The organism is Fundidesulfovibrio terrae, from assembly GCF_022808915.1.
GTDB lineage: Bacteria > Desulfobacterota > Desulfovibrionia > Desulfovibrionales > Desulfovibrionaceae > Fundidesulfovibrio > Fundidesulfovibrio terrae.
Genome location: NZ_JAKZFS010000001.1, coordinates 494550 through 517319, shown reverse-complemented (window position 1 = coordinate 517319; position 22770 = coordinate 494550). Strand labels below are relative to the sequence as shown.

Genomic DNA, 22770 nt, shown 5'->3' with positions numbered 1-22770 from the left:
TATCAACACAACCTCGGGATGATTCCCGGCCTTCCGAATATTCGAGAATCGTGACGCATTCAACCAGAAGCTCCAGCCAGCCGTCCCTGTCGCGCCGCTTACGGCGAATAGTCCTGTCACTCGGCATACTGGCCCTGCTCGCGCCGTGGGGCCGGGCGCACGCCGCGGACATGGCGGAACAGCGCTCCTCCGCCCTGGAGGTCACCGTCGTATCCGTAAGCCGCGACGCCCAGGACGCCTGGGTTCGCGTGGCCACCGACAAGGGGGAGTATTTCACCCAGGCGGGCGTGGGCTTTCCGCTCAAGAACGGCCAGGGCAAGCTGCGCCTCGACGGAGCGGGCGGCCTGGAAGCGCTCCTGATCGCCAACGCGGGGCGCCCCGTCACCCTGCTGCTCTCCCAGGACGTGGACGGCCTGATCCTGGGCGTCATCCCCCAGGGAGCCCTGGCATCCCTGGACGGAATCGTCCTGGAGGCCCGATGATCCTCGCGCCTGAGCCCTCCTCCCGCCCTGCCCGGGCCTGGATCGTAGCTGCCATAACCCTGGCCGGTTTCGCCCTGCGCTTCTACCTACTGGACCAGCAGCACTCCTGGTGGGACGAGATCGTCACCGTGACCCGGGCCATGCTGCCCTTGGACGAGCTCTGGACCAGCCTCAAATTCCAAGGGCCGTCCCCGGTCTCGACCGACTGCAGTCCCCCGTTGCACCACCTGTTCATCCATTTCAGCCTGCTCATGGGCAGGACGGATTTTTTCCTCAAGCTGCCGAACGCGGTCTTCGGCACCCTGACCATCCCAGTGGTCTACCAGATGGTCAGGCGCCTGTACGGCTCCAGGGCCGGAATCTGGGCCGCCCTGTTCGTGAGCCTGACCGCCTTTCATGTCAGCTATTCCCGCGACGCACGGTGGTATTCACTCACCTTCCTGGCGGCCACCTTCACGCTGTGGATGTTCCTGGCCGTGCTTCAGGACGGGCGCAAGCGCCATTTCGCGTTTCTGGCCCTCGGCGCGGCGGCCCTGTGCTATTCATCGTACACCGCAGTGACCCTTCTGGGCTCCCTGGTGCTGAGCCTGGGAATCTGGCGGGCCTTCTCGTCACCCGGCGGCAAGCCCGCCAACCGGAGGGCGGCGGGGGTACTCCTGGCCTTGCTGACGGCCGGAGTGATCTATCTTCCCTGGGTCGGAGGCCAGATCAATACGTATTTCGCCTTCCACGACCCCTCGGTCACCCGCCCCTTCACCCTCGAAGGATTTCTGAAGCTGCTGCCGCCCTTCCTGGCCCCGCATTATTTCTCCCAATTCGACCTGAGACCGCTGGCCGTGGGGGTCACACTGGCGGGCACGGCCGCCTTCGCGGCGCGCGGACGACTGTTCCAGTTCCTGGTGCTCGCGCTGTGGACCTTCCTCCCCGTGATCGCCGCCTACAACGCCAAGATCGCCTTCGGCCTGAGCCCCAAATACCTGATGCCGCTTTTTTTCTTCCTGGCCACGATGATCGGGGCCGGAGTCGACTGGCTGGCCGGGCTCGCCTCGCACACGGCGGGGCGTTTCGAGTCCGCCGCGCGATGGACCATGGGAGCAGCGCTTACGCTGGCGCTGTGCTGGATGAGCCTGGCCCATTACCCCGACCATTTCCTCAACCCCCTGGACAGCTACAAGGAGCCCATGTCCTGGCTGGCCCGGCAGCAATACAACGCGCGCTACCTGCTGTTCGGCAAGAGCCGCCAGCACAAAGCCATCGCGGATTGGTATCTCCCGGGAGTGTACGCCGGGGCCGAGTCCCTAGACGCCACGGGCTATAAGCGGGCCGTGGTGCTGCGCAATACCGGCGCCGCGAGTCCCGAAGGCGCCCGGGTGATCAACGATATGCAGACCTCCAGGATGGGCATCCTAAACCGCGCGCCGCTGCTCATCGTCCCGGACTCCCAAGGGCGTTGGCATTACGAAGATCGCTTCGGTGACTTCCGAGCCTATTCGGACGCCTCGAAGCTTCACAATGTCTGCGTCCAGCCGGATTTCACCAACATGGCCCAGTACGACCTCACTGCTCCCGGCGAGGTCGAATACACCTTCGCCAACCCCACTGGGCGCGCCATCGAAGATCTGACGGTCCGCCTGGGCGTGCAGCTTTCGCGCGTGGAGTTCATCACCCCGGACACCGTCCTGGAACTGCTGGCGGCGGGACCAGACGGCAAGACCGTAACGCTGGCCCGCGTCGACGCATCCGTGTTCGCGAAAACAGGGGCCGCGGGCACCAGGGAGTTCATCCTGAAGTTCCCGGCCGAGCTCACCAGCCAAGGCTCCATCCGGTTCCTGGCGCGCTTCCACAAGGGGGAGCGCAACGGTGATTTCGCGCTGGCGTACCTGGCCTTCGACGCGTCCTTCGCTCCCGGCTCCAGTGCCGCCTCCATGGTCGACTTCGACGAGGCAAGTGCTTACGCGGCTCACATCGCCGCCAATTCCCAGGTGTACGCCTACTCGGAGGATTCGGAGCCGCTCGACATGGACGGCCCCTACGTTTTCGACTTGGCCGCGCCCGGCGCGAAACAGGCGCTCTCGTCCTACCTGAGCCGCCACCCTGGGGACCGCCCCGTAGCCGCTCTCGCGGATGCCGCCGGAACCATTCGATTCCTCTACCACGATCCGCTGCTCCAATCCCCCTTCATGCACGTCGGGGGCACCGCCATGCCCGTGCATCCCGCGACGCCCGCCGACTCGGGTGGATACGTCCTGTCCGGACGCCTGGACTACCCCGTGCTGCACATGGGGGACGCATCCTTCCCGCTGCTGCTGAAAACGCCGCCGGGAACCACCGTCACAGTCGTCCCCGGCGGGGAGGGCCGCCTGTCGTTGAGGCCGCGCTTCACCGCGCAAGCCTTCACCCCTGGGCAGCTGACGTCCTACAGTTCCTTGCGGACACTGCCCGGGCAGGATTGCCTCACCTGCTCATCCGAAAAAGAGTGCCGCTTCGGATTCAGCTTCGCCAGCTTTTTCCCCATGACCGAAGTGCGCGTCGTCTGGTATCCAAGGCTTCATTCCGACCATGGACGCCACAACAGCGTGACGCTGTCCGCGTCCGTGGACAAGGCGGAGCAGACCGTGCTCGGCTCCTTCCGAAGCTCCGGCTCCGGCATATGGGACGGCCCGGTCCGGCGCGTAAGCGTGCTCGCTCTGAAAAAGCCGGCCAACAGCCTGGACCTCTTCTTCACGCTTTCAGGCGACGCCGCGCAGCTGTGGTCCGGCGACGGCTTCGAGATGGTCATCGAGGCCAAGCTCGACACGCGTTCCGCACCGCTCCTGCCGTTCCGGGATATGGTCCCGGTTTGGGCCGACGGAGGGAGCTTCAACGACTTTGGCATCTTCACGAGCCCAATACGACCTGTTTTTTTCGACAGACTGGAAATATCACAGTAGGATAGCGACATGCCGCCCTCTTCCGACATCCCCATATACACCATATCGCTGGGTTGCCCCAAGAACCTGGTGGACTCCGAATACCTGCTGGGCGGCCTGCCCGGCCGCGCCAAGCCTGTGGACCGGCCCGAGGACGCGGCCGTGGTGCTCGTGAACACCTGCGGCTTCATCCGCCCGGCAGTCGAGGAATCGCTCTCGGAAATCCTCGGCGCGGCCGAGGCCTTGCGCGGCCTGACCCCCAAGCCCCTGCTCGTAGTGGCCGGGTGCCTGGTGAGCCGCTACGGCGAGGACCTCAAATCCGGCATGCCCGAGGTGGACCTGTGGCTCACCACCCACGAGCTGCCCGACTGGCCCGCCAAGATCGCCCTGGCCCTTAAGCGCAAGGCGAACGCCCAGCCCGCGCGGCTGTTCTCCAGCCCCGCGAGCTACGCCTACCTCAAGATCAGCGAGGGATGCCGCCACGCCTGCCGCTTCTGCACCATCCCCTCCATCCGGGGAAGGCTCGCAAGCCGCCCCCTCGCGGACCTGGAGACCGAAGCCAAGGCCATCCTGGCCAGCGGCCGCAAGGAGATCATCCTGGTGGCCCAGGACCTCACGGCCTACGGCCAGGACATGGCCGATCCCTCCTCGCTGAGGGCGCTCCTGGAACGGTTGCTGCCTTTGTCGGGACTCGAGCGCCTGCGCCTGCTGTACCTCTATCCGGCCGGGCTCACGCCGGAACTGCTCGATTTCATGAAATCCGCCGGCAAGCCCTTGCTGCCCTATTTCGACATTCCCCTGCAGCACGCCCACCCGGACATCCTGAAATCCATGGGTCGCCCCTTCGCCAAGGACCCGCGCCGGGTCATCGACCTGGTGCGCTCGCGCTTCCCCGGGGCGGCCATCCGCACCAGCCTCATCGTGGGCTACCCCGGCGAGACCCGCACCCATTTCAACTACCTCATGAACTTCGTGCGCGAGGTGCGCTTCCAGCACCTGGGCGTGTTCGCCTTCCAGTGCGAGGAAGGCACCCCGGCCGCGGCCATGCCCGGCCAGGTGGGCATGAAGACCCGCCAGTCGCGGCGCGAGGTCATCATGGCCGCACAGGCCGAGATTTCGGAAGAATGGCTGTCGGGATTCGAGCGCCAGGAGCTGGACATCCTGGTGGACGCCCCCCATCCGGAATGGCCCGGGCTGCACGTGGGCCGCGCGTGGTTCCAGTCGCCCGAGATCGACGGCGTGACCTACGTGTCCGGCCCCGGCGTCAAGCCCGGAGCCATGGTGCGGGCCACCGTGGAAGAGGCCAAGACCTACGACCTCGTGGCCCTGGCAGGTTAGCTCCTCATGCGCGATTTCGAAGTCAGACGGATGTTCGACACCATCGCCGAGGGCTACGACATGCAAAACAGCATGTTGTCGCTGCGCATCGACGTGCTCTGGCGCAAGAAGCTGGCCCGGCTCATTCCGGCGGACCGCCCGGTGACCGTTGTGGACGTGGCCGCGGGCACGGCCGAGGTGGCCATGGAGATCGCCCGGCAGCGCCCCAGAGCGAGCATCGTCGGTGTGGACTTCACTCCGGCCATGCTCAAGGTGGGCCTTCTCAAGCTGAAAAAACGCGGCCTGGGCCACCGCATCCGCATGGCGGCCGGGGACGCCCGCCGTCTGCCCCTGCCCGACGCCTGCGCCGACGTGGCGACCATCTCCTTCGGCATCCGCAACGTGCAGGAGCGCGACCAGGCCCTGTCCGAGTTCTTCCGGATACTCAAGCCCGGCGGCAGGCTCTACGTCATGGAGTTTTCCCTGCCGGACAACTCCGTGCTGCGCTTTCTCTACAAGCTCTACTTCGACCACGTGCTGCCGCCCTTCGGCAACTGGCTCTCGCGCACGGACTACGCCTATTCCTATCTGATGGAATCCGTGTACGCCTTCCCCGGCCCGGAGGAATTCTCGGCCGAGTTGAGACGCGCCGGTTTCACCCAGGTGGGCCAGACGCCGCTGACCGGCGGCGTCGCCAGGATACACGCGGGCGCGAAGCCCTAGCCCCCCACCCGCACCCCGGTTTCCGGCAGCCTTTTTCGTTTCCTCCCCCCAAGCCCCCGCCACGAGTCCGGAGTTCCCCTTCCGGGGACAACCGGAATTATGCGCAATGGTTTTCACCCGTTATGCGCCACCGAAAAACCATGCTCCACTGATGCTGCGCAGGACATCTGCAAACTCCCGCCATTGCACGATGAAATTTCCAAAGCCTTTATTCCCCGCACCTTGACGCCGCACGCAAAAATGGTGCAATGGTTGACAACTACCACTCTCACGACACGGAGGATCGCCATGTCCATACGTTGCATGAAGCTGGTTTTACTGTCCTCATTTTCCGGATTGCTGTTGCTCCTTATCCTCCCGGGCTGCGCCAAACAACAAGCGGCCTCCCGATCCACCGAAACCGTCGTCGCGCCCGCTCCGGCCCCACGCATCGTCCGCCAGGCCGAGCAGGACTACTACGTGGACAGCAGAGGGGCGCTGCACCTCATCGTACGCCAGGAGATCCAGACCGGCGGCGGCCTCTACTACATCGAGGGCGACGAGCGGGCCTACATTTCCGACCCCACGGGCCGGCTCTACTACCGCGAACCGACCGGCACGGTGATCTACATCGAGGACCTGAGCCCTCCCCCCCAGGCCGTCATCATCCCCAGGCAGCCCGAAGTGTATGTTCCCGTCGCCCCGGCGAGAAGCATGGAATCGTGTGAAAGCCAGTGGCGAAACTGCATGGCCGGATGCGAGGGCATCTCGCCCAGGCAGCGCTACGACCGGCCCAACTGCATAAGCGACTGCGAGGCCATACGCAGCGGATGTCCGGGCCGCTGACGCCTGGTCCGGAGGCGCTTGCGTACGGGAGCGCCTCCGGCGGGGCAAACGAGGCGGCCAGGGCCGCCGTCCGCAGGGAGGCTCCCATGCCTACCGGGTACGTGAAGAAACTGGCCGAGGAACACGGCATGCCCCTGGAGGAGGCCGAGGAGAAATGGAAGGAGGCCATGAAGCGGGCCAGGGAGGAAGGCAAGGCCGAGGACTATTTCGCCTACGTCACCACCATCTTCAAGTCCATGATGGGGGAACCCAAGAAAAGCCACCGTGCGCACAAGGAATGACGGGCCGCCCCATACGTTGCCGTCCTTGAGCCAGCCCCAGGCCCTGAAAAAGGAAAAACACCCGTGTCATTCCCACGCGGATATGGCATGAAGAATAATCCATGCGTCCAATCCCGGGGAGGAGCGACATCATGAACATCCGCACCGCGATGAAGGTCTTGAGCATCCTGCTCTGCTGTTTTGCCGTAACGGCGCTTCTCGCGCCCCAGGCCGCCCTGTCCCAGGATAAAGCCCCTCCGAAACCCGCGGCCAAGGCGGATTCGCCCTCGGGCAAGGTCTCCCTGACCCTGGGGCAGGCAGGGTTCCTCATAGGCGCTTCCGGGGGCAAAGGCACGCTGACCTTCCGCGGCAAGACCTACGCCTTCGAGCTGGGCGGCATCGGCATCGGCGAGTTCGGCGGGTCCAAGGCCGTATGCGAGGGCGAGGTTTACAACCTCACCCGGATCGAGGATTTCCCCGGGGCCTACGTGCAGCTCAAGAGCGGCTACACCGGGACCGAGGGCAAGGGCGAGATCTGGCTCAAGAACTCAAACGGCGTGGAACTCGAGCTGCGCTCTAGGACTAAGGGCCTTGAGCTGACCGCCGAGGCCGAAGGCGTGATGATCAAGTTCAAGGAAGCCAAGAAGAAATAGGCGGTCTTTGTGACGGGCGCGGCCGCATGTCCCGGTGTATCCGCGCCCGTTCTTCCTTGACACCTCGGGTGGTGTTCGTCATTATTTCTAAATGATGGAAAAACGCACCCTTAGCCCCGGATGCCGGTCATGTTCGTGAACTGGCCGGAACGCTTCTTCTGCAATTCGTTCGTGCGCCGCTTCATCCAGCGCGGCCAGGCCCAGATGTGGCGCGGCATGCGCAAGATGGCCCCGGGAGGCGACGCGCTGGAGATCGGCTGCGGCAACGGGGCCGGGGCGCAGCTCATCCTGGAATATTTCAAGCCCCGCAAGCTCACCGCTCTGGACCCCGACCCGGCCATGCTGCGCCTGGCGCGCAAGCGCCTGGCAGGACCGGTGGCGGACGGAGTGGCCGAAGTCATTGAAGGCGACGCCCAGAACTTGCCCTGCGAATCCGCCAGCCTGGACGCCGTGTTCAATTTCGGCATCGTCCACCACCTGGAGGACTGGCGGCGCGGCATCGCCGAGGTGGCCCGGGTGCTCAAGCCCGGCGGGGCCTTCTACATCGAGGAGATCTTCCAGGGGCTCTACGCCAACGCCTTTTTGCGGCACGTGGTGGCCCACCCCGAGCACGACCGCTTCCAGGCCCCGCAGTTCAAGGCGGCCCTGGCCGACAAGGGGCTCGTCCTGCTGCCGGGACACCACGAGTCGCACATGACCATGCTGGGCGTCGCCGTCAAGAGGGAAGACCCATGACCCAGGTCCTGGCCGACCCCGCCTCTCGGCACCGGGTTTTCAAGGGTCTGGGAACCAGCGACCCGGAACAGGACCACTAAGCAAGAGGAGCCTTCATGCAGTTGTCCGCGGCCCTGCCCTCCGGGGCCTTCAACCGCCTCAAACCGTTCCTGGCCCTGTCGCGCACACCGCACGGAGTCATGGACATGGCCATGCCCGTGGCCGCCGCCCTGCTCTGGCTCGGGAAATGCCCTCCAGCCGGCGTCATGCTGCTGGGCATCTTCACCGTGTTCGCGGGGTACACCGCCGTCTACGCCCTGAACGACCTGGCCGACTACAAGACCGACCGGAACAACTTTCTTGACGGGCAGGGCGACAACTCCGGCTACCTGGACGCCGTCTACGCCCGCCACCCCATGGCCATGGGCCTGATCTCCATGCGCGAGGGGCTCGTCTGGGCCGGTTGCTGGGCCGTGGCTTCCCTTCTGGGCGCGTACATTCTCAACCCCGTGTGCGCCCTGCTGCTGCTGGGAGGATGCGCCCTGGAGGTGGGCTACTGCTGGCTGCTCAAGGTGAGCCACCTGCGCGCGCTCGTGAACGGCGTGGTCAAGTCGCTGGGCGGCGTGGCCGCCGTGCTGGCCGTGGACCCGGCCGCACCGCTCTGGTTCCCGGCCCTGCTCTTCTGCATCACTTTCTGCTGGGAGATTGGCGGGCAGAACATCCCGGCCGACTGGTTCGACCTTGAGCTGGACCGCCGCCAGGGAGCCAAGACCATGTGCGTGGTGCTCGGCACCGCACGCGCGGCCAGGGTGAGCTTCTGGACGCTGTGCGCGGCCACGGTTCTGGCCGGGGCGCTGCTGGGGCTGTCTGCGGCCAAGCTACCGAAAACGCTGGTGATCGCGGCCACGGCGCTCAACATCTGGATCATGCCCTGGCAGGCGCGCATGCTTATGATCGCCCCTTCGCGGTACAGCGCCTCGAAGCTGTTCACGAAAGCTAGCTACTTCCCGCTGGTGATGCTCGGGGCTGTGGTGGCCTGGATGGCGGTCCGGTAGGGAAGAAGGGGAAGAGGGCGCTGCGGCTTCCCCCGCCAGGGAACTTCTTTCCCCGGATCCGGTATGGCTTCAGGGGGCGTGAGCGGCCGTGAAGCTCAACTCGTCAGGTCGCGGTAGACCTTGTATCCCAGCAGGGCGAAGGGCCACGCGTGCCAGAAGAGATCGAAGATATCGATGGGCTTCTTGAGCGTCCCTTCGAAGAGCATGTGCAGTTTCTCCATGATGTGGGGCTGCGGGTAGAACGGCGCGAAGCCCAGGACGAGCGCCAACGGAACCAGGTATTTGTACTCGAGCAGATTATTCATCACCCTTCTCCCGATTCTTCCGACGCCGGTCCGCGCCCGGATGATTCCCCGCCGGTCTGCGCGAAGCCGCCGAAGGCATCTTCCTCTTCTCTTTCTTGAACTCTTGCTCCTACTCGTGCGTGGGGAACGTAAGCCCCGCTCCGAACCAGCCGACAACCCCCATTACCGGCAGCATTGAGGCCACCAGCAGCGCGAACCGGGACGCCCCCGCTCCGCCGCCGGAAAGCACTGCCGGATTCACCATCCACCAGATAACCGCCGCCGCGAACTGGAGCAGCAGCACGGGCGAAAGCAGAAGCTTCACCTTGACGGGCGTCATGAAGTTCAGGGCGTAATTGTATTTCCAGGTGAAGAAGCCCGTGACGATGGCCACGGGCGTGAAAAGTACCCCGGCGATGTTCATGGCGTGCACGGCGGCCTCGCAGAGGTCCGCCCCGGTCACCAGGTAGAGCGCCAGGAACATCACCGCTCCCGTGGCGAAGGCGATGGGGAAGTGCACGGTCATGGGGTGGGGATGACGACGGAAGAAGGGGCTCTTGCGCAGGAGCCAGGGAAGTTCCTGGTCGTGGCCGTCCTTGCGTTCCACGGCGCACTCCACGGCCACCACCCCAACCTGGGGGTAGCGGGCCAGGCGGTCCTCGTCGTGGGGGGCCTGGGAGAAGTCCACGGTGAGGTCCAGCCCTGCGTCGTGGCGGTTCATGTGGCGTCCGGCCTTCCAGAGCTTGGAGCCGGTCACGTCCACCACCTTGCCCTTGTAGGCCACGTAGGCCGGGCGGCCGTCCTTACCGTCGTACCTGGCCAGCTCGTCCAGCGTGAAAATCCTCTGTTCTTCGGGCATTGGCGGCGCTCCTGGTGATGTCCTGGAAATATGCTAGTTTGGGGGTACACCAAGCGGCCCGCGCTGTCGAGAACGAGGCCGCGCGCCCCAAGGGTTTCATCCCCCTCTTGACTCCCCCCGTGCGTCCATGCATCAGGGTATCTGAGGTGGAAAGCCATGGACATGCCGGCCTGCCGGGACCAAATCCTCGAGGATCTGCACCGCCTGTTCCCCGGACGGGAACTCGAGGCTCCCCGCATCTTCACCGACACCACCGATTTCTATTCCATCAACTCCGGCGACGTGATCTTCCTGGACGAGACCCACCGCTTCCTCGTGGGGAACAACGCCCGCGAGGGCCGCTTCGGCCTGGACGACGAGGTGAAATACTGGGTCAAGCGCGCCAGGAACCTGGCCACGTGCGAACGCAACATCCTCAAGCTGGTCTTCTACGAGCGATTCAACACCCGCATCGGCGACATGGAGGTCGAGTGCTTCCGCAGCCCGGGCAAGGAATCACGCATCCTGGAGCTGGTGCGGGGCAACCCCGGCTTCATGCAGGGGACCACCCTGCTCGACGAAGCAGGAAACCGGGTGCGCGTCCTGGAGGTGGTCTCCGGCAGGAGCCTGCAGGACGAAATCCTGGCCTTCGACTGCGGCCACGAGGAGTATTTCCACCAGGCGTTTCCGGCGGTGTTCCGGCGCTTCATGGAGAGTGTGGAGGCCATCGCCCTGCTGCATTCGCTCGAGGAGAAGCACGGCGACGTGCGCCGGGACCACATCCTGGTAGAGTCCTGCACGGGCCGCTTCCGCTGGATCGATTTCGACTACAATTTCCTGCACCTGGAGAACATCTTCAGCCTGGACATCATCGGGCTCGGCAACATCCTGATATTTCTGGCTGGCAAGGGCGACACCATCGTCAGCGACGTGAAGCGCGACCATCCCGGCGTGTTCGACACCCTGTACTGGGAAGACACCTCGCTGGTCTGGCAGAACAGGGTCGCCAACCTGAAGAAGCTCTACCCCTACATCCCGGAATCCCTGAACCGCATTCTGGTCCAGTTTTCCAACCAGGCGACGCTGTCCTACCAGCACGCCGGGGATATGCTCGAGGACCTCGCGGCAATCCAGGACGACCTTCCGCTCCCGGAGGAATGACCATGGAACAGGCAAGCGCCAGACACATCCTGGTGGCGGTGGACGGCTCCGACAACTCCCGCCGCGCCGTGGAGCATGTGGCCGAGGTGCTCGCCGGCACGCGAGGCTTCCGCTTCACGCTGCTCCACGTCGTCGCCGAGCCCGACCCGGACTATTTCGCCAACGATCCCGCCAAACGCCTCGAATGGATCGCCAACCAGCGCTCCGAGGCCATCGGCTATCTGGAGGAATACTCCCGCATTCTGGCCAAGGCCGGAATCGACCCGGCCGCCATCACCGAGGAGGTGCAGGAACTGCGCTGCCCGTCGCTGGCCCAGTGCATCCTGGACGAATGCACCCGGCGCGGGGCCGGCGTGCTGGTGCTGGGCCGCCAGGGACGGGGCGCCCGGGAGGAGCTTCTCCTGGGCAGCGTGTCCAAGGCCGCGGTGCACAACTCCAAGGGCCGGGCGGTGTGGGTGGTGACGTGACGCGCCCCCGCCCTGCCCCATGACCGCCGGGCGGGCCTTGCATCGCGCCCGGCCCGGCGGTAGACGGACGCGATCATGCTCTCCTTCATCCTGCAATCCTGCGCTGTTTTCGCGCTGATCCTGGCCAACGGATTCTTCGTGGCGGCCGAGATGGCCGTGGTCACCTCGCGCAAGGCCAAACTGGCCCAGATGGCCTCGCGCGGAAGCAGCGGGGCCAGGACCGCCCTGGAACTCTCCGAGAAGCCCGAGGCATTCCTGGCCACGCTCCAGATCGGCATCACCCTGCTGACCATCCTGTCGGGCGCCTACGGCGAAGCCTCGCTGGCCCACCACGCCGAGGAACTGCTCGCGGAGATTCCCGCGCTGGCCCCCTACGCGCGCGGGCTGGGCTTCGGCCTGGTGGTGGCGGGCATCACCCTGGCCACGCTGGTGATCGGCGAACTCGTGCCCAAGCGCCTGGCCATCGCCGCGCCCGAAGCCATAGCCTCCCGGCTGGCGCGGCCGGTGTCGGTGATGCTCACCGTGGCCGCGCCCCTGTCCACGGTGCTGTCGGCGTCCGCCAAGCTGGTGCTCCGCGCCTTCGGGGTGAAGGAAGAGCGCGCCTCCCACGTGAGCGAGGAGGAGTTGAGGCTCCTGGTGCGCCAGGCCGCCACGGCCGGGGTGCTGGAGGAGGCCGAGCGAGACATGCTGGAGCGGGTCATGCGCCTGGGCGACCGCCCGGTGGGCACGCTCATGACCCACCGCTCGCGCATCGTGACCCTGGACCTGGACGAGCCAGGCCGCATCCCGGAGATCATCCGGGCCACGCCCTTCAACCGCTTCCCCGTGGTGCGCGGCGGCCTGGACAACCTGCTGGGTGTGGCCGAGGCCAAGGACCTCCTGGCCGTGAACGTCTGCGAGAGCGCCCTGGACGTTCTGCCGGTGCTCATCCAACCGCCCCACGTGCTGGAGACGACGACCACATTCAAGCTCCTGGAACAGCTCAAGATTTCCGGACAGAACCTGGCCGTGGTGGTGGACGAGTTCGGCGACGTGCAAGGGCTGGTGACCTTCACCGACGTGCTGCGGGCCATCGTGGGCGACCTGGTGCTGCCCGGTGATTCCCGCGAGCCGCGTATCGCCGTGCGCCAGGACGGCTCCTGGCTCATCGATGGCATGACCCCGGTGGCCGAGGTGTTCGACCTTCTGGACCAGGACTCCCCCGAGGGTGACTTCCAGACCCTGGCCGGATTCGTGCTGCACGCCCTGGGGCGCATCCCTTCGGTGGCCGACAGCTTCGAGCACGGCGGCTGCCGTTTCGAGGTGGTGGACATGGACGGAAGAAGGGTGGACCGCGTCCTTGTGCAAAAGCTCTCAAACAACCTGGAAAAGGCTTGAGATGGGCGTTTTATCGGTTGTCAGTGCTGGGCTTTTCGGGTACGGGTCTGAATCCTTTTGCGAGGGAATATCCTGTTGGAGGTCAACCAACTCATGGTCAACACTGAACAGTCTGAAACTTCTACCCCCACTGACATGGAAGTCAATTTCGAGGCCGCTCTCGAGAACTACCTGAACGAAGACTTCGGGGATCTCGAGGAAGGCGTCATCACCAAGGGCGTGGTGGTGCGCGTGGGCAAGGAGCACATCCTGGTGGATGTGAACTTCAAGTCCGAAGGCCAGATCCCGGTGTCGGAATTCACCGACCCCGAGGGCAACGTCACCGTCGGCGTGGGCGACGAGATCGACGTCTACGTCGTGGGCAAGAACGAGTCCGAGGGCACCATCCACCTTTCGCGCGACCGCGCCAAGCGGATGCAGCTCTTCGACAAGCTGGAAGACCTCCAAGACAAGGACGACATCATCACCGGCCGCATCCAGCGGCGCATCAAGGGCGGCTACACCGTGGACCTGGGCGGCGTCGAAGCCTTCCTGCCTGGCTCCCACGTGGACCTGCGCCCCGTGCCCGACATGGACGCTCTGGTGGGCAAGGAATTCGAATTCCGCGTTCTCAAGATCAACCGCCGCCGTTCCAACGTGATCGTGTCGCGCCGCGTGCTCCTCGAGGAGCGCCGCGAGTCCCTGCGCCGTGACCTGCTCACCACCCTGGAGGAAGGCCAGACCGTCACCGGCCGCGTCAAGAACATCACCGAATACGGCGTGTTCGTCGACCTGGGCGGACTGGACGGCCTGATGCACATCACCGACATGTCCTGGAAGCGCGTGAAGCATCCCAAGGAGATGGTCAGCCTGGGCGACGAGCTCGAGCTGAAGGTGCTCTCCTTCGACAAGGAGAAGCAGAAGGTCTCCCTGGGCATGAAGCAGCTCACCCCGGACCCCTGGCAGAACATCGCCGACAAGTACCCCATGGACCGCCGCATGTCCGGCAAGGTCACCAACCTGGTGGACTACGGCGCGTTCGTCGAGCTGGAAGCCGGAGTCGAGGGCCTGGTGCACATCTCCGAGATGAGCTGGACCCGCAAGCTGCGTCATCCGTCCCAGATGGTTCACCTGGGCGACGAGGTCGAAGTGGTGGTGCTTGGCGTCGATCCCGACAAGAAGCGCATCAGCCTCGGCATGAAGCAGGTGAAGCCCAACCCGTGGGATCTGGTGGCCGACCGCTACCCCGAGGGCGCGGTGCTCGAGGGCACGGTGAAGAACATCACCGAGTTCGGCATCTTCATCGGCATCGAGGACGGCATCGACGGCCTCATCCACGTGTCCGACATCTCCTGGACCAAGAAGGTCCGCCACCCCGGCGAGATGTTCAAGGTGGGTGACGTCGTGCGCGCCAAGGTGCTCACCGTCGACAAGCAGTCCGAGAAGTTCACCCTGGGCATCAAGCAGCTCTCCGACGACCCCTGGCACGACGTGCCCGCCCGCTATCCCGTGGGCGCCACCGTGAAGGGCACCGTGACCAACATCACCGACTTCGGTCTGTTCGTCGAGGTGGAGGAAGGCATCGAGGGCCTGGTTCACGTCTCCGAGATCAGCCGCAAGAAGGTGAAGACCCCGGCCGAGCTGTACAAGGAAAACGACCAGATCGAAGCCCGCGTCATCCACGTCAGCGCCGACGAGCGCCGCCTGGGCCTGTCCATCAAGTCCTTGAAGGACGACGAGGACAAGCGCAAGGCCAAGGAATACCGCACCTCCGGCCCCGAAGTGGGTGTCGGCCTGGGCGACCTCCTGCGCCAGAAGCAAGAGGATGCCCAGCAGTAACGAGACCAACCCGCCGAAGGGTTTCAGGCAGCGCCACCCGGTGCTGTTCACCTTCGGCGTGCTTTTGATGGCCATGGCCCTCTCTGTGGGGGCCATGGCCTTTCTTTCTTCGGCCTCCTTCGAGGACGAGGAGTTCGCCTTCGCGTGGCCCGACTCCGAGCAGATCGGCGTGGCCTACCTGGACGGGACCATCGAATCCTCTGCGCGCATGGTGGCTTTTCTGCGCAAGCTGCGCGAGGACGGCGCCGTCAAGGGAGTGCTCCTGCGCGTGAACTCCGGCGGCGGCGGCTTCGGCCCCTCCCAGGAGATCTTCCGGGCCGTGAAGAAGCTGGCCGAGAAAAAGCCCGTGGTGGCGTCCTTCGGCTCCGTGGCCGCCAGCGGCGGCTACTACGCCGCCTGCCCGGCCAAGGTCATCTACGCCCTGCCCGGCTCCATCACCGGCTCCATCGGCGTGCGCAGCATGTTCCCCAACGTGCGCGAGGCGTCCGAGCGCCTGGGCTTCTCCTTCAACAGCTTCACCACCGGCAAGCTCAAGGACGCGGGCTCCCCCTTCCGGGAGATGACCGGCGAGGACAAGGCCTACCTCCAGGAACTCATCACCGATCTGCGCGACATCTTCGTGGCCGACGTGGCCCAGTCCCGCAACTTGAGCCCCGACGCCATCAACTCCCTGCAGGGCAAGGCCATGACCGCGGCCAACGCCCTCACCATCGGGCTGGTGGACAAGATGGGCGGCCAGGAAGACGCCCTGGAGGAACTCAAGAAGCTCGCCGGGGTCTCCAAGAAGCATCCCAGGCTGGTGCGCGGCCCCAAAAAGGAGACCTCGCGCTTCGAGGAATTCTTCGGCCGCATGGGCGCAGCCTTTGTCCACGGCATGACTGCCTCCGAGTCCGGCCTTGATCTGCGCGCCGAATAAACCTTAGCCTCCCTGCATACCAGTTCCCCGCGATTTCTTCGGACCTCGTTGACACAGTCGTTGTTTCGTGAAATTCTGCCTCCAAATTCTTTACAGGCATGGCGCGGTTGGGATGACGCAACACGGATTGAACAATCTCAGTGTGTTAATCGTCGAGGACGACGCCCCTTCGCGTCTCGGCCTCACCCTGGCCCTGGAGACCAAAGTCTGCCAGGTCATTCAGGCGGATAACGGCGTCACCGGCCTGGAATACTACCGGCGGCTCTCGCCCGACGTCATCATCACCGACATCCGCATGCCCTGCATGGACGGCCTGTCCATGATCCGCGGCGTTCGCGACACCGGCGGCGACCCCTTCGTCATCGTCGCCTCGGGCTACGGCGAGGAAGGGTTCTACCTCGACGCCATCGAACTCGGGGTGAACCTTTTCATCAAGAAGCCCTACCACGCCGAGGACATTTTCAGCGGCCTCCATCGCGCCTCGGGCGAGATCGGCAAGCGCAAGCACGACGCCTACCGCAGGGCGCTCTCCGACGGCCTGCTGGCCAACGTGCCCAACTGCCACCTGCTCACCGACGGCAACCATGTCCTCTACTTCAACGATCCCCAGCAGATCCTGCCCCGCCAGGCGTCCGAACGCCAGGAACTCGGCCCCTACCTGCGCGGGAATTTCACCCTGGCCCTGCGCCACGGCATGGCCCAGTCCTCCCTGCCGCAGAGCATCCTGCCGTGGCTTGCCCGCCATGCCGGACGCGAATTCATCCTGGCCGGCATCGCCTCCCCCAAGCACAGCCACCCGGCCCGCTACCTCCTCAGGATCGATCAGGTCTGCCTGCACGACGAGGAGCTGCACCTGCTCACCTTCACCGACATCTCCAGGATCGAATCCGAACGGACCCGCTTCTACCAACTGGCCGGGCGCGACTTCCTCACCGGCGTCGGCAACCGCCAGGCGTTCGAGACGGAATTGTCCCGCGAGATGGGGCGGGCCAAGCGCTACGGATCCGACCTGTGCCTGGTCATGCTGGACATCGATGACTTCAAGGCCGTCAACGACCTGTTCGGACACCAGACCGGAGACTCCGTGCTGGTGTCCCTGGCGCGGACCATCTCTACCTGCGTGCGCGTGACGGACATCGTCTGCCGCTTCGGCGGCGAAGAATTCATGGTCGTCATGCCGCAGACCTCCCTGGACGGCGCCCTCAGCGGGGCCCGCAAACTGGGCGAAACCATCGCTGCGCAGGATTTCGGCATCAACCGGCAGCTGACCGTCAGCATCGGCGTCGCCCAGTACCAGGACGACGAAGCCAGCCAGACCCTGATCCGCAGGGTGGACAACGCCCTCTACGAAGCCAAGAACGCCGGGAAGAACCGGGTGATCATCGCCCAGGGAATTCCGTTCTCCTGCGCCGAGAATTGATTCCGGGCTAAGCCCCGCCTCCGGAGGCGAAGCCCTCCTGCCGTTCCGTTCGAGATCGATTATTGGGCCTTGAACGTTCTTCCCTCTGTTAAAACCCCGCCTGGTTTATTTCACCTTTCTTCCCATATAGCGCTATGTGGGGTGCAATTTCATTACTCCCGGGTATGCTTGAACCCATTCCGGCTGAAACGCCGGAGGGTTGGCTGCAAGCTTTCCGAAGCTGGTCAGGCCGATCGAACGGCGATGGACCGGCCAAGCTCCCTGGCAAGACTTGGCTGCGATGAGTGGGAAAAAGCAACCGCGCTCAAGGGAGGAAATACCATGGGCAGAGATTTTGAGGATTCAAACGAGAACAATGGAGTGATTATCATCCCGCCAGGCGAGGGAGCTCCGCCAGTAAACCCGGGGACGGCATACGGCACGGTCGACCGGAGCAACGTCAAGAAGATTGATTCGGACACGCCTGCCCCGCTGGACTTGAACATCTATGGCGCGGCCCAGAACAAGGCCCACCCCATCGCGGACTATGCCCAAGCGCAGACGAACAAGGTCCTGGACAAGGCTGTGTACAACAATTCCGCGCCTGCGGGGAGCGCTGCGTCCAACGCCCTGAAGACGCAGACGCGCCAACAGGATTTCGAGGATTACTCCTCCAAGTATGGCGACACGCCGATCATGGCGCAAGACCGTTCAACAATAAGCTCTTCTGAACCGGCCATAGATACTCGCCCCAAAATGCGAATGGCGACGGAAGAAGAGATACAACAAAGGCTGCATTCGAATACCCTCCCCACCCGTAACGCCGCACTGCAAGGCGGTGTTGGTTTCATGGCCGGGCTTGTAGGGGGACCAGCTGCGGCATTGGCCGGCGGCCTAGGTGCTGCGACCAACGCCTTAATTAGTGGTACTCCAAGCTGGATGAAGGACAGCTACGAGCATGAATTGAGGACTGAGCCGAGCGTCCCTATTTTTGAGAACATGACGCCAGACGAAATTGGCACATACTACGGTCGTCCCTGAAGATTTAAAGCAGGCTGACTATTAGTCAGCCAGCTTTTTCATAATATACACCAGCGAATCGAGGCACATGGAATAATATATCACAACTACGGCAACGTAATAACCGAAAATTTTAAAAGCTGCATCAAAAAATATCAAGCAAGCTGCTCTCACTACGCCCACCATACTTTCATTATACTAACAACAAGCTGTATCACAAACCCAAAAGAAGCAAATGCAAATAATAACATTTTTATTGACTTGCTAACACGATAAGATAACGGTTGAATCTCTCTGTCAGGGAGCACAAGCAACTCCAATTCCATAGCAGCCTCCACCTCCTAACTGCGTATAAACAATACTGCAGCAACAATTCCAGCAATAAAAACAACAGCCTCATACAAAGCCCTCGCTTTATCCGGCCACTCAGATAGTGGTTTGATTCTCATCATAAACACTCCAGCTGCGAATCGTGGTTCTCTGGACAGTTTACAAAAAAACTTCGCCCTCACCCAAACTTTTTTCCCACATACCGCTATATGGGATGAAATAAAAGCGCTCCTGCCTACACTTCGGGGAGCTTTGGCTAAGAGCCAAGGCAAAACACCATCCTACAGGAGGAACCCCGAAATGCCTTATTCACCATCTACCCGCACCGACCCCGCCGCCTCGGAAGCGGCCGACCGGCAGGCTCTCAACGAGCAGCGGTACAAACGCTACATCGAGCACCTCGCCGGATTCGCGCCCGGCGAGTCCGACCTGCCGGACGAAGAAATCATGCGACGCCGGGCTCAAGCCCAGGAATCGAGCGCGGCGGAATCCGGCAGCCGGGGATCGCACCCCTGGCGGCCATGCCCCGGACCCCATTCCAGTCCATACTGGCCAGGCTCATGGCCACTCCGGGCATGATCAACCATCTGAACGCCGTGGACATCGACGGCGACGGCAATCCCGATGTCATGATCCCGCCCCTCGGGCCGCCGCCCCAGGACCCGATGGGCCGCATGCGCTGGCAGGCCATGGCGGAACAACGCTCGCGTCTTGTCGAAACGTACAACCGGAACAAAGCACAAGGTCGGGCAGCGCGCAAGAACAATAACGACAACACACTGCTCCAGACGCTGGCGGCGGCCGACCCGCTTTTCCCCACGGTATATCCCATGGTGGCCGACTACATCCGCCACCTCCCCAGAGGGCTTGGACAACACGTGATGCACGGGACCAACTCGCACCCAGGCTTATTCCTGGAACTCTACAAGCACATCCGGGATTACCTGGAAGCCGCCATATGGGGCAACTCTCCGGCCAGATCCGGGGCCATGGCGTCTCGCTCCGCGCAGGCCGGGGCAGAGGACCCGCGCGCCAGAATTCGCCGGGCCGTGGCCGGGCGCATGAGCGCTCCGGTGTTGGAGAACGCCGGGATCATGGATGACCGCCTGCCCGGGGCAACGCGCGCCGCCGAACTCGCCGCGCTCAAGGCCCGCTGCAAGGCCGGCAAGGCAAGGGAGGGAGACCTGTTGCGCTACATTGAACTGAGCATGCCCGAGAACTGAACGCGACGGGCGGGGCGGGCATAAGCCCGGCCCGCCCATCAATCACATCTCGAACATATACGGAATATCGACGCCAGGCTTACATGGCCCTGTTTATCTCCAGGCCCTTCAGCGTCTTGCCCGCGTCCTTCAGCCCCTCCTCGGAGCCCAGCACCACCACGGGCGCGCCGTGCATGGCCTTGGTCATCACCTCACCCGCGCGGCGCAGGTCGTCCAGGGTGGTGTTCATGACCTGGCGGCGTACCTCCTGGCGGGCCTCGTCGGAGTCCCCGGCCCAGTGCCGGGCCATGGAGGCGTGTCCCTGGGCGTCGGGCAGCAGGTAGGAATCGATGTCGCCCACGGTGCCGATGATGGCGCGTTCCAGTTCCTCGGCGGGAATGTCCAGCCTGGACAGGAACTCCCCGGCCTCGGCGAAGGCGTCCAATGTCTTCACGATGTTGGGGTCGCGGTAGGAGAGCATGGCCAGCACCCCCGACCAGCGGTCGAAGGAGCAGAAGGACCCGTAGGCACCGCCGCGCACGCGCACGCGCTCCCAGAGGTAGGCGTTGCGCAGGTAGCGGCAGGCCACCAGCATGGAGCCATGAGGGGTGTAGCCGAGTTCGTTCAGGTCGCGGCCCTGGGCCACGAAGTTCACCTGCACCGGCGCGGACAGGCCTTCGCGCTCGGGAAGCGCGAGGCTCGGCCAATCCTGCGGGGAATAGCCCCCGGCGGCCAGCGAGGAGAGCATGCCGCCGAGCCTGGGCTCGAAGGCTTCGTAGTTCTTGGCGTCCAGGGTGACGTTCACCTGGAGGTTGTCGCGCCGGAGCACCTGATTGCGCAGTTCCTGGAGCCCGTCCCTGAGCCAGGGCCAGGAACGGTCGAAATCCGCGGCCCAGGCGCGCAGCGACTCGACGCCGGTGAGGCCGGAAAGGCGCTCCTCGGCCAGGGCGGCGCGGTGGAAACGGGCCTTGAGCCTGCGCGACGCATAGACGTGCCCGGACGGGGCGATGCGGCGCTCGGCGCGGGCCTTGGCCTCGAAGAGCATCTCCTTGAAGCGGGTCTCGTCGGCAAGGTTCGCCCGGGTCATGGAGTCGCACAGGATTTCCAGGAACTCGCCGGTGCGGTCCGGGGTGGCCTTGCCCGAGAGGATGAGCCTGGAGGAGGCGCGGCCCGGCCCAGCGTCCTTCACGGCCGACAGCGACACCTCGCGCCCGACGCCGCCGGTCTTGCGGGCGGCACGGTTCAAGAAGGCGGCGAAGTCCTCGCGGTCCGTGCCCATCTCGAAGAGAGCGCGGCCGAAGAGCGGCACCAGGGGCAGAAGCTCCGGACTCACGCCGGCCAGGTCGAATCCAAGCTCCAGATAGATGACCCCGTTGGTGGGCAGATCGTGGAAGAAGACCGCGCCGTCGCGCCACTGGCCGGGGATGGCCTTGTTTTGCGTGGGCAGGTCCTTCAGGTGCAGCTTGGGGATCGCGGCCAGGGCCTCGGGTGCGTCCGGGGTCTCCTGGAAGGTCTCGATGCGCGCGGCAAGATCGATGGCCTTCTTGCGCCCGGATTCAGTGAGCGCGGCCTGGGCCGAATCCAGCCGGGCCTTTTCCTCGGCCACCAGTCGTTCGGACATCTCCGGATCGGGCAGCAGGTTCACGCACACCCGGTGGGAGTTGTCCAGGAAATGCTCGCGCAGAAGGGCCGTGAGCGGCTCTGAGCCGTTGACGAGCTTGGCCTTGAGGGCGTCCAGGGGGGCCTGGAAGCGGATGGGGGCCAGGGGGTCTCCGCCGTGCAGCCAGGTGGTCAGGGCGCGGAGCATGAGCGAAAGGCCGCGAGGGAAGGAGCCGGTGTTGTTCTCTCGCAGGCGGAACTCGATGGTGTTGAGGGCGGCCTCCACGGCGTCGCGGTCGATGCCCGCCGCATGGACGGCCTTGAGGGTGTCCAGCACCAGGGCTTCGGCCTTGGGGAGGTTTTCGGGGTCCACGCCCTTCAGGCCTATGGAGAAGTACATCTGGCGCAGTTCGGTCTCGAGACCGCCGCCGGCCAGGTCCTCGCCCAGGCCCGAGCCGATGAGGGCCCGGCGCAGGGGCGAGCCCGGCAGGCCGATGAGGGCGTGCTCGAGCACCGAGAGGGCCAGGACCTCCTCCATGTCGCGCACTTCGGGCAGCAGCCAGTTGAGGGTGAAGTAGGCTTTGGGGGCAGGGCCGCCCTCCTGGGGCTTGGCGCAGGCGTAAGGAGCCTCGATCCGGCGGGGCTCGGTGAACCTGGGCTGAAGGCCCACCTCGGAGTCGATGCCCAGCGCGTCGTAATCCTTGAGGTATTCCTCCAGGATCTCCAGCCGGGAGGCCGGGTCGTCGTCGCCATAGAAGAAGAACTTGGCGTTGGAGGGATGATAGTAGCGGCGATGGAAATCCTTGAACTGCTCGTAGGTGAGGCTCGGGATATGGGCCGGATCGCCGCCGGAATCGACGCCGTAGGTCACGTCGGGGAACACCTGGCGCTGGGACTGGTCCGAGAGCAGGCTTTCGGGCGAGGAATAGGCGCCCTTCATCTCGTTATAGACCACCCCCTTGAAGACGAGTCCGCCGTCCTTGGGATGGTAGTGCCAGCCCTCCTGCCCGAAGATTTCTTCCGGGATGCGCGGGTGGAAGACCGCGTCCAGGTAGACGTCCACGAGGTTGTGGAAGTCGGCCAGGTTGGCGCTGGCCACGGGATAGCAGGTCTTGTCGGGATAGGTGAAGGCGTTGAGGAAGGTCTGGAGGGAGCTCTTGAGCAGCTCCACGAAGGGCTCCTTCACCGGATACTTGCGCGACCCGCAAAGCACGGAGTGCTCGAGGATGTGGGGCAGGCCGGTGGAGTCCGCCGGGGGGGTGCGGAAGCTCACCCCGAAAACCTTGTTTTCGTCCGGACAGCTCAGGGAGAGCAGTTCGGCCCCGGTGCGCTTGTGGCGGTAGAGCCGGGCCTGGATGGAATATTCGTCGATGCGGCCGTCGTGCACGAGTTCGAAGGCGTCTATGGCGGACATTGTCTCT

At 64.4% G+C, this 22770-nt stretch carries 20 protein-coding genes; 17 read left to right on the top strand and 3 right to left on the bottom strand.

What is annotated here, in order from left to right:
* The first annotated feature begins 50 nt into the window (after positions 1-50).
* The 9 genes from ML540_RS02345 (at position 51) to ML540_RS02305 (ending at position 8938) form a co-directional block, all read left to right on the top strand.
* Positions 51-482 carry a hypothetical protein gene (locus tag ML540_RS02345; protein WP_243358269.1) on the top strand — a complete coding sequence of 144 codons (432 nt, stop codon included), beginning with the start codon at positions 51-53 and terminating at the stop codon, positions 480-482.
* Entirely contained in the window at positions 479-3412 is a 2934-nt protein-coding gene (locus ML540_RS02340) for a glycosyltransferase family 39 protein (protein WP_243358265.1), read from the top strand. The genes ML540_RS02345 and ML540_RS02340 overlap by 4 nt, the downstream gene beginning before the upstream one ends.
* A 9-nt stretch (positions 3413-3421) precedes the next feature.
* Entirely contained in the window at positions 3422-4729 is a 1308-nt protein-coding gene (gene rimO / locus ML540_RS02335; protein ID WP_243358264.1) for a 30S ribosomal protein S12 methylthiotransferase RimO, read from the top strand.
* Positions 4730-4735: 6 nt separating this feature from the next.
* The gene (ubiE, locus tag ML540_RS02330; RefSeq protein WP_243358263.1) at positions 4736-5431 is read left to right on the top strand and encodes a bifunctional demethylmenaquinone methyltransferase/2-methoxy-6-polyprenyl-1,4-benzoquinol methylase UbiE; all 696 of its coding nucleotides are present in this window, start codon (positions 4736-4738) and stop codon (positions 5429-5431) included.
* Positions 5432-5719: 288 nt separating this feature from the next.
* Positions 5720-6256 carry a hypothetical protein gene (locus tag ML540_RS02325; RefSeq protein ID WP_243358262.1) on the top strand — a complete coding sequence of 179 codons (537 nt, stop codon included), beginning with the start codon at positions 5720-5722 and terminating at the stop codon, positions 6254-6256.
* Positions 6257-6342: 86 nt separating this feature from the next.
* Complete coding sequence (locus ML540_RS02320; RefSeq protein ID WP_243358261.1) at positions 6343-6537, top strand: hypothetical protein; 195 nt, start codon at positions 6343-6345, stop codon at positions 6535-6537.
* 131 nt (positions 6538-6668) lie between these two features.
* Positions 6669-7169, top strand: a complete 501-nt coding sequence (locus ML540_RS02315) for a hypothetical protein (protein WP_243358260.1) — start codon at positions 6669-6671, stop codon at positions 7167-7169.
* A 129-nt stretch (positions 7170-7298) separates the two neighbouring features.
* On the top strand, positions 7299-7904 hold the full coding sequence (locus ML540_RS02310; protein ID WP_243358259.1) for a class I SAM-dependent methyltransferase: 606 nt from the start codon (positions 7299-7301) through the stop codon (positions 7902-7904).
* A gap of 95 nt (positions 7905-7999) precedes the next feature.
* Entirely contained in the window at positions 8000-8938 is a 939-nt protein-coding gene (locus ML540_RS02305; protein ID WP_243358258.1) for a UbiA family prenyltransferase, read from the top strand.
* Between the two features lie 95 nt (positions 8939-9033).
* On the opposite strand, the gene ML540_RS02300 is transcribed toward ML540_RS02305, so the two are convergent.
* Both ML540_RS02300 and ML540_RS02295 read right to left on the bottom strand, forming a co-directional pair.
* Entirely contained in the window at positions 9034-9243 is a 210-nt protein-coding gene (locus tag ML540_RS02300) for a hypothetical protein (RefSeq protein WP_243358257.1), read from the bottom strand.
* 109 nt (positions 9244-9352) lie between these two features.
* Complete coding sequence (locus ML540_RS02295; protein WP_243358256.1) at positions 9353-10081, bottom strand: DUF2231 domain-containing protein; 729 nt, start codon at positions 10079-10081, stop codon at positions 9353-9355.
* A gap of 156 nt (positions 10082-10237) precedes the next feature.
* On the opposite strand from ML540_RS02295, the gene ML540_RS02290 reads away from it, so the two are divergent.
* The 8 genes from ML540_RS02290 to ML540_RS02255 all read left to right on the top strand — a co-directional run bounded on the left by ML540_RS02290 (position 10238) and on the right by ML540_RS02255 (position 19771).
* Entirely contained in the window at positions 10238-11221 is a 984-nt protein-coding gene (locus ML540_RS02290) for a hypothetical protein (RefSeq protein ID WP_243358254.1), read from the top strand.
* A gap of 2 nt (positions 11222-11223) precedes the next feature.
* Positions 11224-11688 (top strand): universal stress protein, encoded by a 465-nt coding sequence (locus tag ML540_RS02285; RefSeq protein ID WP_243358253.1) that lies wholly within the window; start codon positions 11224-11226, stop codon positions 11686-11688.
* A 75-nt stretch (positions 11689-11763) separates the two neighbouring features.
* Positions 11764-13065, top strand: a complete 1302-nt coding sequence (locus ML540_RS02280; protein ID WP_243358252.1) for a hemolysin family protein — start codon at positions 11764-11766, stop codon at positions 13063-13065.
* 93 nt (positions 13066-13158) lie between these two features.
* A complete protein-coding gene (locus ML540_RS02275) occupies positions 13159-14883 on the top strand; it encodes a 30S ribosomal protein S1 (protein WP_243358251.1) in 1725 nt (574 codons plus the stop codon).
* Complete coding sequence (sppA, locus tag ML540_RS02270) at positions 14870-15799, top strand: signal peptide peptidase SppA (RefSeq protein WP_243358250.1); 930 nt, start codon at positions 14870-14872, stop codon at positions 15797-15799. Before ML540_RS02275 ends, sppA begins: the two co-directional genes overlap by 14 nt.
* 127 nt (positions 15800-15926) lie before the next feature.
* The gene (locus ML540_RS02265) at positions 15927-17219 is read left to right on the top strand and encodes a diguanylate cyclase (protein WP_243358249.1); all 1293 of its coding nucleotides are present in this window, start codon (positions 15927-15929) and stop codon (positions 17217-17219) included.
* Between the two features lie 321 nt (positions 17220-17540).
* The gene (locus ML540_RS02260; RefSeq protein WP_243358248.1) at positions 17541-18239 is read left to right on the top strand and encodes a hypothetical protein; all 699 of its coding nucleotides are present in this window, start codon (positions 17541-17543) and stop codon (positions 18237-18239) included.
* A gap of 830 nt (positions 18240-19069) precedes the next feature.
* On the top strand, positions 19070-19771 hold the full coding sequence (locus ML540_RS02255) for a hypothetical protein (protein WP_243358247.1): 702 nt from the start codon (positions 19070-19072) through the stop codon (positions 19769-19771).
* 79 nt (positions 19772-19850) lie between these two features.
* On the opposite strand, the gene ML540_RS02250 is transcribed toward ML540_RS02255, so the two are convergent.
* A complete protein-coding gene (locus tag ML540_RS02250) occupies positions 19851-22763 on the bottom strand; it encodes an insulinase family protein (RefSeq protein WP_243358245.1) in 2913 nt (970 codons plus the stop codon).
* Positions 22764-22770 lie beyond the last annotated feature (7 nt).

Excerpts from the sequence above, each read along its gene's own strand:
- ML540_RS02340 (WP_243358265.1), top strand. The coding sequence starts at position 479 with ATGATCCTCGCGCCTGAGCCCTCCTCCCGCCCTGCCCGGGCCTGGATC.
- rimO (WP_243358264.1), top strand. The coding sequence starts at position 3,422 with ATGCCGCCCTCTTCCGACATCCCCATATACACCATATCGCTGGGTTGC.
- ubiE (WP_243358263.1), top strand. The coding sequence starts at position 4,736 with ATGCGCGATTTCGAAGTCAGACGGATGTTCGACACCATCGCCGAGGGC.
- ML540_RS02325 (WP_243358262.1), top strand. The coding sequence starts at position 5,720 with ATGTCCATACGTTGCATGAAGCTGGTTTTACTGTCCTCATTTTCCGGA.
- ML540_RS02320 (WP_243358261.1), top strand. The coding sequence starts at position 6,343 with ATGCCTACCGGGTACGTGAAGAAACTGGCCGAGGAACACGGCATGCCC.
- ML540_RS02315 (WP_243358260.1), top strand. The coding sequence starts at position 6,669 with ATGAACATCCGCACCGCGATGAAGGTCTTGAGCATCCTGCTCTGCTGT.
- ML540_RS02310 (WP_243358259.1), top strand. The coding sequence starts at position 7,299 with ATGTTCGTGAACTGGCCGGAACGCTTCTTCTGCAATTCGTTCGTGCGC.
- ML540_RS02305 (WP_243358258.1), top strand. The coding sequence starts at position 8,000 with ATGCAGTTGTCCGCGGCCCTGCCCTCCGGGGCCTTCAACCGCCTCAAA.
- ML540_RS02300 (WP_243358257.1), bottom strand. The coding sequence starts at position 9,243 with ATGAATAATCTGCTCGAGTACAAATACCTGGTTCCGTTGGCGCTCGTC.
- ML540_RS02295 (WP_243358256.1), bottom strand. The coding sequence starts at position 10,081 with ATGCCCGAAGAACAGAGGATTTTCACGCTGGACGAGCTGGCCAGGTAC.
- ML540_RS02290 (WP_243358254.1), top strand. The coding sequence starts at position 10,238 with ATGGACATGCCGGCCTGCCGGGACCAAATCCTCGAGGATCTGCACCGC.
- ML540_RS02285 (WP_243358253.1), top strand. The coding sequence starts at position 11,224 with ATGGAACAGGCAAGCGCCAGACACATCCTGGTGGCGGTGGACGGCTCC.
- ML540_RS02280 (WP_243358252.1), top strand. The coding sequence starts at position 11,764 with ATGCTCTCCTTCATCCTGCAATCCTGCGCTGTTTTCGCGCTGATCCTG.
- ML540_RS02275 (WP_243358251.1), top strand. The coding sequence starts at position 13,159 with ATGGTCAACACTGAACAGTCTGAAACTTCTACCCCCACTGACATGGAA.
- sppA (WP_243358250.1), top strand. The coding sequence starts at position 14,870 with ATGCCCAGCAGTAACGAGACCAACCCGCCGAAGGGTTTCAGGCAGCGC.
- ML540_RS02260 (WP_243358248.1), top strand. The coding sequence starts at position 17,541 with ATGGGCAGAGATTTTGAGGATTCAAACGAGAACAATGGAGTGATTATC.
- ML540_RS02255 (WP_243358247.1), top strand. The coding sequence starts at position 19,070 with ATGCCCCGGACCCCATTCCAGTCCATACTGGCCAGGCTCATGGCCACT.
- ML540_RS02250 (WP_243358245.1), bottom strand. The coding sequence starts at position 22,763 with ATGTCCGCCATAGACGCCTTCGAACTCGTGCACGACGGCCGCATCGAC.